Below are 14,573 nucleotides of genomic sequence, written 5' to 3' on the forward strand. Positions count from 1 at the left end.
TTTAGATTAAACCCCATATATCCCACCTAAAAGAACATACCATATGTTGGTTATTTATAGGAGGAATTTGTATAAAATCCAACCAATTCTTATGGAACCATCCGCACTTAGTACTTAAAATCCATATCATTCTTTTCCATTAACCTTCCTATAGTTTAACAGGCAGCCAATGTAGTCGGCTGCCTGTTCGTCACGATGCTATAGTTTTCTTGCTTTAAATACGAATGTTACAGGAAGCATCTTTGCTTTTTTTGCAAAATCTCCATCATTGTCTTGTGTATCGGATTCCTCGATCATTTGCTCAATGGCAAATCCCGCTTTTGCCAATGCATTCACATTCAGCAATCTAAGAAATAGGATGCTTCAAAGCCATGAATACATGGCTTTTACCATCAGGGGATATATACATTCCGTTTGCTTTTAAATGTTCAACTGAAAAAGCAGTTAATTCATGTGCCATCGCTTCGTCACAGTTAAAGCATTGTTTTGTAAAGATGCCAATCCCTGTAATGGATTCTATTTCTTTCAATGCAGAGGATTGTGCCCTTGTTTGATCTGTCATGCTGTTGTTTGCCCACGCCCACATCCAAGTGTTGCTTTCACTTGACCATGATCCAATAAATACGACACTAAATTCAAGCATTACTTTACCCTCATTTTTAAATTGAATTTTGCTAGTTTCCTGGTCATACCAATACTCTTGGAAATTCCCAAGACCATACTCTGTCAGTAATATTTCTTGTTTCTTCTGTAAATTTTCATAGCAAAGCTCCAGGTACTCATCGAACTGGCTATCTGTCATCTTCATAAAATACACCATTCTTCCTTAGCTAATTTGTTAAATAAAAAGGTTCGACTGCAACAGTTAATATGATTCATTTTATCCATGATCCCATTTTGGCTTGGTTTCCATGCTGTATTTGTCAACTAGCGTTCTGCGTTTGCTTATCAGACCAATGAAACACTCATATATTTCTAGTATCAACATCAATTCCTCAATTTTTACTTCTGAATATTTTTTATCCTAGGTAGGATATTCGAAACATAATCATTTTCTATTTTTTCTTCGTTTATTAACAATGCTCTTGTTTCTGAGCTTTTATAATTATAATGTTCATACACATGTATTCGAAATCTTGGATTATTGATATCATCATCCGAGAAGAGCACTCTACATCTATATGTAATTGGGTTATCTTCGATTATTCGGAATAATTCCTGAATAGATCTTGGGCTGTACCAATATGTGTAATTGTTTTCAATGAATATTGTTCTAGATTCAATAAACTCCTTTAAGTCTTCGTGTCTAATAAAGTTATGCTTTAATGAGGAAAATACTAGTTTATGATCTGCATCAGTAAAACACCAGAGAACTTCTGCCTCTTCTTTTATGGATAAATAAAAATTGCAAATCGCCTTGTTAAGGTCTTCAAACATTAGCAATGACTTCCCCCCACTCTCTTAACCTTTTTACCAAATAATAGAAATATCCACTGCCGCTAGAAAGCCTAAATACTTTTTCTTTAGGCAATTACACTATCATTTTAGTTTAATCAAAAAGCCCACCGATGGTCTGGAGGTAGGCATTCATCACAAAGTAATTTATTATTGTGAAATGCTCCATTATCTAGTCCAAAAATTGCATCAATTTTTTCACTATTAGTAGTCCAACATCCACAATTCACACATCTACCGCAATTCATGATTCGAGGATTCAATACCCTAAATGAAGATTGATTCCACTTTAGAAAAACATTACTATCATCAGACTCTAAACTCCGATTCTCGCGAAGTTTGTTTTGGATTTTTTGAGAAAGTCCGTTCTCACTTTCATCTATTTCAACGTAATAACTGATATTTACTAAAACAGTTTTTTTCATCTTACACCTCACGTTATTTAATACTTCCTGTTACCTAAATACTAGCATATGTTCGTATGTTTCGTTCAAGAAATTACCATTAACGTAATGGAAGCTGCCTATCATGCCGGCAGCCTCCATTTGTTGTGTTATTGAACTAAAGTTCTTCGTAAATTTAACACCCTCATTATTTCCTTGCCATTATCATAAAACGTTTTGTATTGGTTTTGATTCCCTTTTCCATTTGATTTGCTTCAATAAACTTTTGAAGGATTTCGAAATCATAATCAGTTTGCCCAAAGCTAGGAATAACAGGAGTAAATTTCAAGAAGAAGACCAAATCCTCATAAGATTGAAAATACTGCGATGCATCATATTCAAACGATTGAATATCGGTAAAACCTGCTTCAGCTAGCTCTGTAAGATATTTCTCTTTTAAAATCCCATCATTAGTTCCAAAACCCTGTCCTCTGCCAAAAGCTTGTTTAATGTTTAATTTATCTCCTTCACTTACTTGCTGCGTTAAGAATATGCCATCATTCGCTAACACTTTTGAAATTTCATTTGCATAAAACTCACTATGCCGACAGGAAACCACATTAAAAAAAGACATAGGAAAAGCAATATCTTCCGCTTCCATTTGTAAAAAGCGAATATTACCCTTATTTGATTTTTTTAAGTTTTCAGTAGCTGACTCTATCATTCCTTCTGAACGATCAATGCCAACAAGAAGTAATGCAGCATCGGCAATAGATATTAAAGCTTCTCCACCACCTGTACCAATATCAAGCAAAAAACTAGACTTATTACATTTCAGAGTAACTTCATGAAGAAAGTCCCACTGTTCCCCTTCAGAAGTAGTTCTCAATTTACTAAAGTCCCAACCGTTTAATTTTCCAACCTTATCGTAAAAATCCTTGTACTCAGACCTGTTCATACTTTGTCCTCCATTTTAGAATGAATAATAAAAAACCAAGGGCTGGTTGCAATTGAATAGGAACAAACGAAAATTCTTTTGTTCCGTCATTCAATCATTTCAAGTGCCCTTGGCTTAAATATTTTGGATATCCGCCCGACACCGTTCAAGCACTAGTTTCATAAGACTAAAAAGGACAGAAAATCCCCTTTGGTAGCTGGTACGCGTTTTACCCAGCCCGCAAACTAATTACTTCGAACGATACGAAAAGACATCCAGTTCACCTCATTTGGAAGATAAATCAATTGTAAATGGTGTTCGCCCTATATTCAAGCGTGCATGCAACAAATCGCTTTATCAACACTTTCACGTTAATCATCTGCTTTACTCTCTCGACGTAAAACATATATTAAGAATCCGAGACCAACCGTAGCAAAAACTGCGAATATACAACCAAATATTAGCATGAAATAGTCCATGTCCATGAATTTATTACCTCTATTCGTTTAAACCTTAGATTTCCAATAGTAAATTATCGCAACATATAAAACAACACATTCACATTGTGATGGCTTCAGCATTGACGTACAATGACTATAAAACAACCCAAAAACTTTATCGGAAGGACCGATCGCTATGCAACTGAGGCTCATTATTATCATGCTCAGCTTGTAAAAGATCTATATGTCTTGTCCTTGGTGTCTTTTGCAGGCTGAGCCTCTAAAATAAAATCGCTAAACAAACACACTGGCTTGTAAATGATGAGCAATACGGACGTTTGTCCAAAAACAAGGTGCATTGTTCTTGTCCATTTTGCAGCGAAAAATCATCTATGATTGGATTTCCAAAATCCCAAATTATCCGACTGCAAAACCAAGCCGAACAATTAAGGGATTGTCACAAGGGAGAGCATTAGTGCTCTCCCCTTTTTGTGTAAAAAGCTCTGGACTACCACACTTTAAATATCACGAAACCAACTATAGCAAGGATAATAATCCAACTAATCGGACGAGCAAAGTTTATTGTCCAACCTAACCCCAATCGTTTAGGAACAAAAATCGACTTATTATCGGGATTGTAGTAGAAAATTCCAAGTTTATAATGTTTACGGTCTTTATCATCCATCTTCTATTTCTCCTGTTTCAGTAAGTTCACTGGTCCCTTTCATTACTCAAACCGTCAAAAAAAGCTCGAAGCGGGTTTATCTCACAGGTTACTGCTTGAAAACGTTCGGAGATAGCGCGGAAATCGGTGTTATCACTGATCTGGTCAATGCCGCCGAACCCAAAGGCAGCAAGCTTTCGCAGCGTTGGGTCCTCAATTTCACTCACGAGTGCTTCCGCAAAACGGCCTCCGCCAATGACCGAAAAAGGCCTATCATAAAATAGTTTCACCGTCGTATCAAGCGGTTCGGTCAACTGTAGTTCATTATGCATCTGCGCGACGATCTGATAGGCTTTTGCTAATGCTTGCTCGCGCACTCTCCACTCGCTTGTATTTTGTGCCGTTTGCAGATAAGGTAACAATTCGGAGGAACAAGTAAGTTGCTGGAAGGCAGTACCGAACCATTTCGGATAAGGGGCATAACGACGCTCGATTAGGAAACAAAGACTCATTACGTCCCTTACTAGACGGGATGCAATAAGTGAAGACCCCAATTCATCACCCACGAAGCCTGCTCTAGGCATCAAATGCTCCTCTTGTCCAATTCTGTTCCATACGGATGCCATTAAGAAAAGCCATACATCCTTGGGATAATACCGTAAACTCTCATGAACAGTCGTTAACTCAATGATATCATCTCGGTAGATGGCTCCTCCCGAAAGCTCCGCCAAAGTCTGCGAAGAAAATGTCAGCCAGTCGACTAGATCAAGTCCTTCAAACAATTTAGTAGGGCTGACACCGAGTCTACTACCGTAGTAACTCGATACTGTCGTCACAATTGTCTGATTGATTTCGACGGGATAGTTATAAAACGATGCTGGAATCTCATGCTGAAGCGCTGCAAGAATAGTTTCCTTTTGAGGAATATCGGACTCGCGGATAAAAATTAGCACACGAGGCCCCCAATCATGATCACATGACATCGATGTATCGAAGCCAAGTACTTCACTACCAGGACCAACAAGCGCTGAAGCGTATAAAAGAGTTGGTTTAGCGGCCGTTAGGCGCGGGGCGACATAATGCTCATGGAACAATCGGCTTAACTGAATCCCGGGGATATGGTCACTCACTTCATGTTTCTCCTGTCTAAATTTGTTTATTTTTTTTAATTGCTAGCGTAGTAGTTATCGAGAGATTACGCTATACGTATCATCTTCTAATACTCAACTTGTTAAAATTCATCAAAATGGAAAGTTCGCTTGACATCAATTACCGTGCACAATATACTTCAATTATGGAAAGTTAGCTTTCCACAAGGGGGTACACGCTCTGAAGAACCGATTAGAAGAAATTCGCAAGCAACGCGGAATTAAGCAAGAAGAATTAGCATTAGCTCTTGAAGTGTCGAGACAAACGATCGGTTCGTTGGAAAATGGACGTTATAACCCATCGATCCTTTTAGCTTTCAAAATTGCTCGTTATTTCGATATGAGTATTGAAGAAATCTTTATTTATGAGGAGGATGAAAGTGTATGAAAAATCCGATTTCGTATTATTTTCTTTCCTTTACAGGTGTAGTGCTACTGTCAATTGGTATAGTCTTCATCAAAACGATTGAAGATCCACAAGGTATACTTCGAGCATTGCCTTATATCTGTGTGGGGCTTGGCTGTGGGATTTTCGGTCACGGTATGGGAGAAATAATCAACCGACACCTTATGAAAAATAATCCTGCCGCAGCAAAGCAGATGGAAATTGAAAAAAATGATGAGCGTAATTTGGCAATTGCAAATCGGGCAAAAGCTAAAGCCTATGATATGATTGTTTTTCTATTTGGAGCTTTACTATTAGCATTTGCCTTGATGGGCATAGATAAAATAACGGTATTTATATTGGCCTTTGCCTATATGTTTATCCTCGGATATAACGTTTATTACCGTGTTAAGTACTACAAAGAGATGTGAACATATTCATATATACTTCTATTAGCGATGAACTTTTGATAAAAAAATGGGGCCTCCGATGAGCCCCTTTTCTTGTTTCTACTTTCTCGATTCAAAGTAGTCGATTGGACGAATCTCAATCCCCCATCCGAATTGCTCGCCAGAAGCAACCTGTACGGTAGGATGTAAGGAAGCAATTCGGATGGCTTCCTCCATGTCTTGTGCTTCTATGAGAAAAGCGCTACCAATCATCTCCTTCGTTTCGATAAAAGGACCATCGGTTACTCTCACTTTTCCATTCGCTCTCCGCAAGCATTTCGTTTCAGATGAGAGACCGGCATCGATAACTACTTGGCCGCTAGTATAAAAATTTTCCAGGTGAACCGAACATTCATTCATAATAGCATCAATCTCATGCTTTGGTCGGGCATCCATTTTCTCGGGTTCCAAGTAACCTAAACATAGGAATTTCATGATCAAAGTCTCCTCTACCATTAAATTGAAGCGTTCTTTCTAGCCTCTAATTAGTCGACGAGCGGTATACATAAAAATCGACATATCCCAATATTATTTTAAGAAATGTTAAATGGGACTCGCTGTTTAGCTAACTCAAGCATGGGCAAGGTGATGAAATCAAATTTTTCAAGCTCGGTTAGAGGTATCCATGCAACTTCAATGATATCCAGGTTATCTTGATTGTCAGTATCGAGGAATAAATTTCCTCCAACTACCTCACCAATGAAACTATACTTTTTGTTTCTTTCCTTCAACAAACCTTTCAACTGAATATCAAATCCCGTCTCTTCTCTCACTTCTCTAATACACGCTTGCTCAGGACTTTCCCCCTCTTGAATGCCACCTCCGGGAAAATTCCAAACAATATCTCCGCGTTCAACGTATTGCATTACCATTAGTACACAGTCATTTTGTATAATAATTGCTTCGGCAATCAATCTTATAACCACCTTTTTTACCAGTATCTTATCAATTTGGCCATTAGTGAATCAATCTTCATGAGCAAGTATGTTGATAAGTTTACCAAATGGGTCTCGAACATAGAATCGTCTTACACCCCAAGGTTCATCAACAGGCCCGTATTCAATCGGAAATCCAGCTTTCTTCATGCCTTCTAATGCTGCATCGACATCATCGACTTCAATCGATAGATCAGGCGTAGGCGTTTCTGAGCCACCCTGTGAGGCAAGGCTAATTTGAATGCTCATCTCCTCGTCTAAACCATAAGTTCTAATCCAACCATGATCCATCATGATCTCAAGGCCGAGCACATCCTGGTAAAAGCATTTAGCTGCCGAGATATCCTGCGCATTTATATTGGCGACGATTCGTTTGACCTTCATTTCAGACCTCCCAGTCATAAAAAGCTTGTCCATCCATATAGTATAGTTCGACGTATAACAGTTAAATCTTTCCTCATGTTAACAAAATTCTCTCTTATAACAGCAAACACAAAGACCATCCTTGCCGGATGGCCTTGTCTGTTCCACTTCAACGATCGTTCACCAACCATAAAATTAAAACGTATTATAAACATTTTCACATTCTTTGGCTGTTGGTTCATAAAAACAGTGCTTTTTCCATCGTCCTGCCAATGGTTGATTATACCAAGTTGCCGGACAAGGACCTGGATTTTCGAACGAACCCGGGCGGAAATACCATAAGGAGAATTTGCCCGGCCAATTTCGCTCCCCATTCACGGAACGTTGCGCCAGACGGCGTTCTCTCTCTCTGGCGTTTTGATAATACAAACCATGTTGCAGCGCTTCGAACGCATGCGGCTGGTTAATCATTTGAGGAATGGTCCGGATTCCTTTAAAATCGGAGCAATTCGCTCTTATTCGGTTAATACCAACATTTCCAACAAGGAGCATGCCCATTTCGCCTTCAGTCTCAGCTTCCGCACGCAGCAACCTTGCCAACATATCAATATCCTGTTTCCTGGCTTTTACGACTGCCATTAGATCACCTCTTTATCTTTCTAAACTCATCATATTGTAGGCAAAGCGGAAGTGTTACGCCCGCATAATATTTAGAAGGCTACGTCTCGATCTCAAAACGAAAAACCCGCCGGAGCGGGTAAAAATACCTTAATTCATTTGGTTTGCGACAAAAATTGAATTTGCACCAACAGTTTTACCGTATGAATGGTATCCTCCATGTTAGGCTCGGGAGCCATCTGCCTCTGAATACTGTCGATGAATTCATAAAGTTGTTGCTCAAAACCATAATAGGAATAATTGCTCAGGTTGCCGTGATTCAGATTCCACATCAATGTATCTCCGCCATCCGCTAACTTGGCAAATTGAAAGCCTACCCGCTTGGGAGCAGGCCGGTTATACGCAAGATGCCGAATATTGTCCACAATAATGTTTGTGCCGACTCCAGTGATTTCCACCCGCTCCATCGGGTATTCGATCTTTTGCAGAGAGCCTGATTGGATGACACCTATAGCGCCGGACTCCGCGACGAATGAAATATTGTATCCGACTCTGTGTGCGTCGAGGTTGATTTGATCGACATGCAGCGATTTTATCTCGCCGAGCAGAAATCTAGCCAAATCAAGATGATGACTCACATGATTGAACAGGAACAGCTCATTCGATGCACTTTCCGAGCCTTGGAATTTGGACAGAAACATCGTAACCCTGCCAAATTCCTCCCTTTGGATGATTTCCTTCGCCATCATATATGCTGTAGTAAACCGTTTATTAAAACGAGACACTACATATTTTCCTGTACGCCGCTGCAGCTCCAGGAGACGTTCAGCCTGCTGGATCGAAAAACAAGCCGGCCTTTCCATAAACACATGAACGTTAGCTTGCAGGCATTCTTCAGCTATTTGAAAATGAGCGTATTCGTCGTCCGTGAAGCAAATAACGGCATCCAGTTGCTCCTGTTGCAGCATTTCCCGGTAATTCGTATACGCCTTCGGAACCCGGTACCGGTTCGTAAAACGGGTCAGTTCCCCCTCATCTTCATGACTGGCCGCGATTAAGTTGAACGGAATCCGCTTCAGGCAATCGTAGACAAAATGATACATCAAGCTTCCGCATCCGATTATAGCTATTTTTACTAATGAGTCCATCATGCAAGGTCCTCTCATTCGTTGATCATCGCCAGATTCATACCTATTAACGCAGCTAAATCGAAATCATCTTGATGCATACCGGCATCGGCACTTTGATGCTGTGACCTACCGGACGCAGCTTACCAGTCTGACCATCCAGGCTAAAAGCAACGACATTGTCCGTATCTTGGTGCGCCGCATACAAGTATTGACCGGTCGGGTCGATGATAAAGCTTCGCGGTGCTCTCCCCAGAGTTGGCTCATGGCCAACAAGCTGGAGCCTTCCCGTCTCAGGCTCGACCGCATAAATGACAATGCTGTTATGCCCGCGGTTCGAACCGTAGACATAGGTGCCGTCCGGATGAACATGAACATCGGCGCAAAAACTCGGTTCGGCAAACCCTTCCGGCAGCGTGGCAAGCGTATCCCTTAAATGAAGGATGCCTTGGGTTGCTTCATAATCGTAGCTCATCAGCGTATTACCCAGCTCATTGATAACATAAGCCCAACGTTCATTGGGATGAAAGGCGGCATGACGAGGCCCAGAACCCGCTGCAACGGAAATGGACGGGACGGCTGCAGGAAGCAGCTTTCCGCGTTCCGCATCCAGTCGATAAACCCGCAGCTGATCGGCCCCGTATTCAGCGGTAACCGCATATCGGCCGGCCGGATCGAGCGTGACCGAATGAACGCGAGGTCCCTGCTGACGCGTCGGATGGACGCTGGAGCCGGAATGATAGATGATATCCGTCATCGCGCCAAGGCTGCCGTCCGCTTGGATCGGCAGAACACACACGCTGCCGTCGCCGAAATTTCCGGCAAGCACGAATTTGCCCTTCCCATCAACAAGCACATGAACAGGCTTAGAGCCCCCGGAGGGCTGACTGTTCATGAACGTCAGCCTCCCCGTAAGGGAATCAATGGCGAAGGAGCTAATCAGGCCTTCGCCTTCAATTGTGTTGGCTGCATAAAGATACCGTTTCGATGGGTGGATCGCCAAGTAAGTAGGATTGATTCCCGCCGCAGCCGTGCTCGAATACTCCAATTCACCGGTAGACGGATTCATCCGATAAACATAAATCCCTTCACTGCTGCTGCCATCAGTTTGCGTGCCGATATATGCGAAAATCGTTGCCTGCTTATTCATAGATATTCTCCCTATATCTGCTCATTTATTTGGAGCCGGCAAGGCCGAGACCGAGACCTTCCTCAAGCGGCTCGGAGACACTATCCGCCAGCTGAGCAGTCAGGCCGCCGTCTACGACCAGAGCATGGCCCGTGACGAAGGAGGAATCGTCCGATGCCAGGAACAGTGCGGCCAGTGCGGCTTCGCGCATGGTTCCTGGCCGCCCTAGCAGGTAAACCGCTTGCTGCCGGCGAACCTCCTCCGGATATTTCTCCAGGAAATCAATCTTCCCTTCCGTCACAATGCGGCCCGGACAAATGGAATTAAACCGAATGCCGTGTTTCCCGTAATCAACCGCCATCTGGCGGGTCAAATTAATGATTGCCGCTTTAGCAGCATCATAGGAGGAATGCCTTCTTCCCCCGAGCAGCCCGTGGACCGAAGCGGAATTAATGATGGAACCGCCTCCCGCATTGATCATACCTGGCAGTGCATATTTACTGCCGAGAAATACGGCTTTAACCGAAGATGCGAATACCCTGTCCCAATCCGCTTCTTCTTGGTCCAACACGGAATTGGTGTGCCCTCTATAGGCATTATTCATCAAAATATCCAATTTGCCGAACTTTTCATAAGCATAATCAATGAGCCGCTTCAATTCTTCGCTTTTGAATACGTCCGCCTGAACATAAACGGCCGAACCTCCTTGCGCATTGATGCCATCAGCGACCTGCTGCCCCAAACCTTCTCGTCCGCCATCGTCATTGACAATGACATGCGCTCCTTCTTCCGCGAACACCTCGGCGCTCGCTCTTCCGATGCCAGATGATGAGCCTGTAATAACCGCTACCTTACCCTGTAATCTTGTTCCCATGTCGATAGGCCTCCTGAATTCTCTTATTTTTTTGCTGTTTTTTCCTTGTACAAATCATTAAGTTCCTTTAAATGCTTCTGATACGAAGGGTCGTCTTTAAAGCTTTGGACAAATTTATCAAAATCTTCAAAGCTGTTTTTGCCTATAATGACATTCGTAATCATATCGTTGATTTTTTTATTCCAATCCGCACTTTTCTCCAATGCCGTCGGAGTGACAAGCCCAAGCGCCGGGTTCGGAACGGACACGGTCGAAATGGTGTCTACTAACTTATGGTTGTATGCCTTCGTTTCAGGCGTCATACCCGGTAAATCCGCTTTTACGTATTTATCGTAATAGCTCGAAACCCATTGCGCTGAAGTATCGAAGGCATAGCCTTTCTTTTTACCCTCATCCGTCTGGGTGATGTCCCCTGCTTCGTTCTCGTTGTAATCGACGCCTTTAATGCCGTAAGCAACCAGATTGTACGTTTCTCTCGTTGCCGTATAGTTGTAAACTTCGAGAATTTTTTTCATTTTTTGTTCGCTAACTTTTTTATTAATCATGAAAATACCGAAAGAGCCCGGTGCCGCTTCCATATAAACCTTGCTGTCCGGCGCCGCTGGGAACAAATAAGGCTTGATAACCGCGTTCGGATTAACCTTCTTCAAGTCATCGGTATACAAGTGGCCATCATACACGTTGCTAAAGCCCATACCAACTTTGCCCTGCGTCATAAAATCGCGAGTTTGGCTCGTTTGCAGCAAAGGAAGATCCGGCACCATAATGCCCGCTTTGTTTACTTTGTTCCAAAAGGCCAACGCATCCTTGATTTTAGGATTGAAGAAGCTAGGCTGTACCTGGCCGTTTTCATCTACATAATGCTGCAGACCCGCACCAAACATCGATAAGAAATAATTGGATAGCGTTGGTGTGCCTTGACCGACGAATCCGTACGTATCGTTTTTGCCGTTACCGTCAGGATCATTTTTTGTAAAGGCTTCCATAACACTATAAAACTCATCCATCGTCGTTGGCGCTTTCAATCCTAATTTATCCAGCCAATCCTGCCGGATGAGCAGCGACTGATGCCCGTCAATGGGACGAACACGCGGAATACCCATGGTTTTCCCTTTAAAAGAGACATTTTTGTAAATTTGCTCAGGATAAGCCGCCAAATTCGGATAATCCTTGATATACGGCGTTAAATCCCAGAAAGCCCCCTGATTTGTCGCGTTGGCAAATGCCTGCGTATTGATGTCCCAAACCAGGCTCACATCGGGTAGATCGCCCGAGGCCAGCATGACGTTCAATTTGTCCTGGTAATTATTAGCCGGAACGTAGGTCACATTCATTTTCACATTAAATTTCTCGTTGATTTGCTTCAAACTGTCCAGATCGTTACCAGGTGCCGAATTGTAGGTTGTGGTCAAGATATTGATCTCCGTAGGTTCCTGTTTGCTCGAAGCACTGCCTGCACCGCCCGCCGAATTGGAAGCTCCATCCGGAGAGCTGCAGCCAGCAAGCAGGACAACCGTCGAAGCGGCACCAAGGTACGCTCTTTTTAACCATCTGTTCATCTGTTTGACCTCCTTAAAATTTAACTTAACCCTTCACAGAGCCGACCATCATGCCTTTGGCAAAATATTTTTGCAGGAATGGATATACGATGATAATTGGTAAGGAAGCCACAACGACCGCCGACATTTTTATCGTCTCCGGTGGCAGCATCTGATCGCTCTGCAGCATTTGCGCAACAGACGGATCGCCTACCTGTGTTGATGCTTGAATGAGCAGCACTTGCAGCACGACCTGCATAGGGCGAAGTGTATCTTTGTTAATGTACAGCACCGCATTGAAGTACGTATTCCAATAAGCAACGGCGAAAAATAAGCCGAAAGCGACAAGCGCCGTTACGGAAACAGGCAGCATAATCCGGAAAAATACGCCGATATCCGTACATCCATCCATTTTGGCCGACTCTTCCAGCTCCTCAGGAATTTCCTGATAAAAGCTTTTCATCAAAATGACATACCAGGCGCTGCTCAGCACCGGAAGAATAAGCGACCATATGGTATTGACCAGCCCCAATTCCTTGACCAGCAAATAGTTTGGTATCATCCCCGGATTGAACAACATGGTGAACAAAATACCTATCATGAACACCCGCTTCAGTCTGAACTTTTTGCGAGATAAGGTGTACGCAAGTCCGCTTGTCAATATAAGACTGCAAGCCGTACCGACAATCGCCAGAATTGCGCTTACGCTTAGCGAGTTCAAAAAGGTACGTGTAGACAGAATGAACTCATACGAAGCCAAGCTCCAATGTTTGGGAAAGATGACAATCGGGCTAGTCTGGTACTCGATAGGATCAGTAAAGGAAACGAGAATAACATAAATAAACGGCAGCAATGTTGATAATCCAATCAGTCCAAGAACCGCATAATTGATATTATCAAACACACGCGAGCCTAGGTGTCGCTTCATCAGTACACGCCCTCCTCTCCCAGCTTCTTAGCCGCTCGGTCTGCCAATAGAACAAGGATCAAGCCGACCACCGATTTGAAAATGCCGACAGCGGTGGCAAAGCTGAATCGCCCGTTTTGAATCCCTACCCGGTATGCGTAAGTGTCGAAGACATCCGCAACCTCCGTCACGGCCGAGCTGGACATCAAGTAAATATGCTCGAAGCCGATATCCAATACTTGACCCAAACGAAGTATTAATAAGATAATTACCGTTCCTTTAATACCCGGAATCGTCACATAGAGCATTTGCTTCCATCGGTTCGCCCCGTCAATCTTCGCCGCTTCGTATAGCTCGGGATTAATACTGGCTAAGGCGGCCAAAAATATAATCGTTCCCCAACCGGTTTCTTTCCAGATCGTTTGAGCCGTCAGCATGCCCCAAAAGGTTTCGGGATTCGTTAAAAAATTAATAGCCTGCCCTCCCGATTCGACGACCAGCTTATTAATAATCCCGCTGCCGCTCAAGGTTAGAAAGCAGATACCCACGATAACGACCCAAGATAAAAAATGAGGTAAATAAATCGAGGTTTGGACCCATTTTTTGAAGGTCACGTTTTTCAGCTCGTTCAGGAGCAATGCAATAATGATGGGCATCGGAAAAAATAAAATGATATTTAGGAAGCTGATTGCTAAAGTATTGCGGAATAGCAGCCAAAAATCAGGATTGGCAAAAAAACTTTGGAAATGCTTGAATCCGACCCACTCGCTTTTGAACAATCCCAGGTAAGGAGAGTATTCGGTAAAGGCTAGTGACAGCCCCCATAACGGGATGTACTTGAAAATAAGGAAATACAACAGTCCGGGCAGCGCGAGAACATACAGATACTTTTCTTGCTTCCATGTTGGCTTCCAACTTTTCAGCCAGTTTAGAAAGCGGTTGCTTGCCTGTTTCGTTTGCAGAGACCTCTTTAAATCATCGGCGGATACCGCGCTTCTAGATTGATCTGGCAATACGCTCATCCTTTCTACATAAATTTGAATGTCTCCCCACCATCCAGTGCTCCATGCTTGCTGAATTTCCATGCCGGCAATCTGTATTCTAGGGATGGCTCCGATAATTCTCAATAAGCCATTTGTGCATGCTCAATCTGTGACAGCCCAGCTCCGAGTCACACAACGAGCATCCGCTAAATGTAAGCAAAAACCCCCTATACAGCGG

The 14,573-nt window shown here is 42.9% G+C and carries 18 protein-coding genes and 1 pseudogene; 2 read left to right on the forward strand and 17 right to left on the reverse strand.

What is annotated here, in order from left to right; genetic code table 11:
• Window positions 1–198 precede the first annotated feature (198 nt).
• The 7 genes and pseudogenes from GON05_RS17860 to GON05_RS17890 all read right to left on the reverse strand — a co-directional run.
• Window positions 199–336: pseudogene (locus GON05_RS17860) on the reverse strand (class I SAM-dependent methyltransferase); the annotation flags it as partial.
• A 10-nt stretch (window positions 337–346) separates the two neighbouring features.
• Window positions 347–808, reverse strand: coding sequence for a DUF6882 domain-containing protein (locus GON05_RS17865; RefSeq protein WP_157320499.1), 462 nt, complete (start codon window positions 806–808; stop codon window positions 347–349).
• 194 nt (window positions 809–1,002) lie between these two features.
• Window positions 1,003–1,437, reverse strand: a complete 435-nt coding sequence (locus tag GON05_RS17870) for a hypothetical protein (RefSeq protein WP_157320502.1) — start codon at window positions 1,435–1,437, stop codon at window positions 1,003–1,005.
• Between the two features lie 116 nt (window positions 1,438–1,553).
• The gene (locus GON05_RS17875; protein WP_157320504.1) at window positions 1,554–1,880 is read right to left on the reverse strand and encodes a hypothetical protein; all 327 of its coding nucleotides are present in this window, start codon (window positions 1,878–1,880) and stop codon (window positions 1,554–1,556) included.
• 166 nt (window positions 1,881–2,046) lie between these two features.
• Window positions 2,047–2,796: a class I SAM-dependent methyltransferase gene (locus tag GON05_RS17880; RefSeq protein ID WP_157320506.1), complete on the reverse strand. Its 750-nt coding sequence runs from the start codon at window positions 2,794–2,796 to the stop codon at window positions 2,047–2,049.
• A 927-nt stretch (window positions 2,797–3,723) separates the two neighbouring features.
• Entirely contained in the window at window positions 3,724–3,900 is a 177-nt protein-coding gene (locus GON05_RS17885; protein WP_157320508.1) for a DUF5808 domain-containing protein, read from the reverse strand.
• Between the two features lie 26 nt (window positions 3,901–3,926).
• Complete coding sequence (locus GON05_RS17890) at window positions 3,927–5,009, reverse strand: DUF4037 domain-containing protein (RefSeq protein WP_181646126.1); 1,083 nt, start codon at window positions 5,007–5,009, stop codon at window positions 3,927–3,929.
• 199 nt (window positions 5,010–5,208) lie between these two features.
• Between GON05_RS17890 and GON05_RS17895 the strand changes: the two genes are divergently transcribed.
• Together GON05_RS17895 and GON05_RS17900 are read left to right on the forward strand one after the other, a co-directional pair.
• Window positions 5,209–5,415: a helix-turn-helix transcriptional regulator gene (locus GON05_RS17895; RefSeq protein WP_157322176.1), complete on the forward strand. Its 207-nt coding sequence runs from the start codon at window positions 5,209–5,211 to the stop codon at window positions 5,413–5,415.
• The gene (locus tag GON05_RS17900) at window positions 5,412–5,843 is read left to right on the forward strand and encodes a hypothetical protein (RefSeq protein ID WP_157320510.1); all 432 of its coding nucleotides are present in this window, start codon (window positions 5,412–5,414) and stop codon (window positions 5,841–5,843) included. Before GON05_RS17895 ends, GON05_RS17900 begins: the two co-directional genes overlap by 4 nt.
• Window positions 5,844–5,921: 78 nt before the next feature.
• Here the strand turns inward: GON05_RS17900 and GON05_RS17905 are convergent, their stop codons facing one another.
• The 10 genes from GON05_RS17905 to GON05_RS17950 form a co-directional block, all read right to left on the reverse strand.
• Window positions 5,922–6,296 (reverse strand): YciI family protein, encoded by a 375-nt coding sequence (locus GON05_RS17905; protein WP_127456953.1) that lies wholly within the window; start codon window positions 6,294–6,296, stop codon window positions 5,922–5,924.
• A 98-nt stretch (window positions 6,297–6,394) separates the two neighbouring features.
• Entirely contained in the window at window positions 6,395–6,775 is a 381-nt protein-coding gene (locus GON05_RS17910; protein WP_157320512.1) for an NUDIX hydrolase, read from the reverse strand.
• Between the two features lie 51 nt (window positions 6,776–6,826).
• Window positions 6,827–7,180 (reverse strand): VOC family protein, encoded by a 354-nt coding sequence (locus GON05_RS17915; RefSeq protein WP_157320514.1) that lies wholly within the window; start codon window positions 7,178–7,180, stop codon window positions 6,827–6,829.
• A gap of 174 nt (window positions 7,181–7,354) precedes the next feature.
• Complete coding sequence (locus GON05_RS17920) at window positions 7,355–7,798, reverse strand: cell wall hydrolase (protein ID WP_127456950.1); 444 nt, start codon at window positions 7,796–7,798, stop codon at window positions 7,355–7,357.
• Between the two features lie 134 nt (window positions 7,799–7,932).
• The gene (locus GON05_RS17925) at window positions 7,933–8,928 is read right to left on the reverse strand and encodes a Gfo/Idh/MocA family protein (protein WP_157320516.1); all 996 of its coding nucleotides are present in this window, start codon (window positions 8,926–8,928) and stop codon (window positions 7,933–7,935) included.
• Between the two features lie 52 nt (window positions 8,929–8,980).
• Entirely contained in the window at window positions 8,981–10,054 is a 1,074-nt protein-coding gene (locus GON05_RS17930) for a lactonase family protein (RefSeq protein WP_157320518.1), read from the reverse strand.
• A gap of 25 nt (window positions 10,055–10,079) precedes the next feature.
• Window positions 10,080–10,907, reverse strand: coding sequence for an SDR family NAD(P)-dependent oxidoreductase (locus GON05_RS17935; RefSeq protein WP_157320520.1), 828 nt, complete (start codon window positions 10,905–10,907; stop codon window positions 10,080–10,082).
• Between the two features lie 23 nt (window positions 10,908–10,930).
• On the reverse strand, window positions 10,931–12,466 hold the full coding sequence (locus GON05_RS17940) for an extracellular solute-binding protein (RefSeq protein ID WP_157320522.1): 1,536 nt from the start codon (window positions 12,464–12,466) through the stop codon (window positions 10,931–10,933).
• 25 nt (window positions 12,467–12,491) lie between these two features.
• Window positions 12,492–13,373, reverse strand: coding sequence for a carbohydrate ABC transporter permease (locus tag GON05_RS17945; RefSeq protein WP_157320524.1), 882 nt, complete (start codon window positions 13,371–13,373; stop codon window positions 12,492–12,494).
• Window positions 13,373–14,479, reverse strand: a complete 1,107-nt coding sequence (locus GON05_RS17950; RefSeq protein ID WP_246239236.1) for an ABC transporter permease — start codon at window positions 14,477–14,479, stop codon at window positions 13,373–13,375. Before GON05_RS17950 ends, GON05_RS17945 begins: the two co-directional genes overlap by 1 nt.
• Between the last annotated feature and the right edge of the window lie 94 nt (window positions 14,480–14,573).

Source organism: Paenibacillus anseongensis (genome assembly GCF_009757995.1).
In the GTDB taxonomy this organism is placed as follows: Bacteria; Bacillota; Bacilli; order Paenibacillales; family NBRC-103111; genus Paenibacillus_E; species Paenibacillus_E chondroitinus.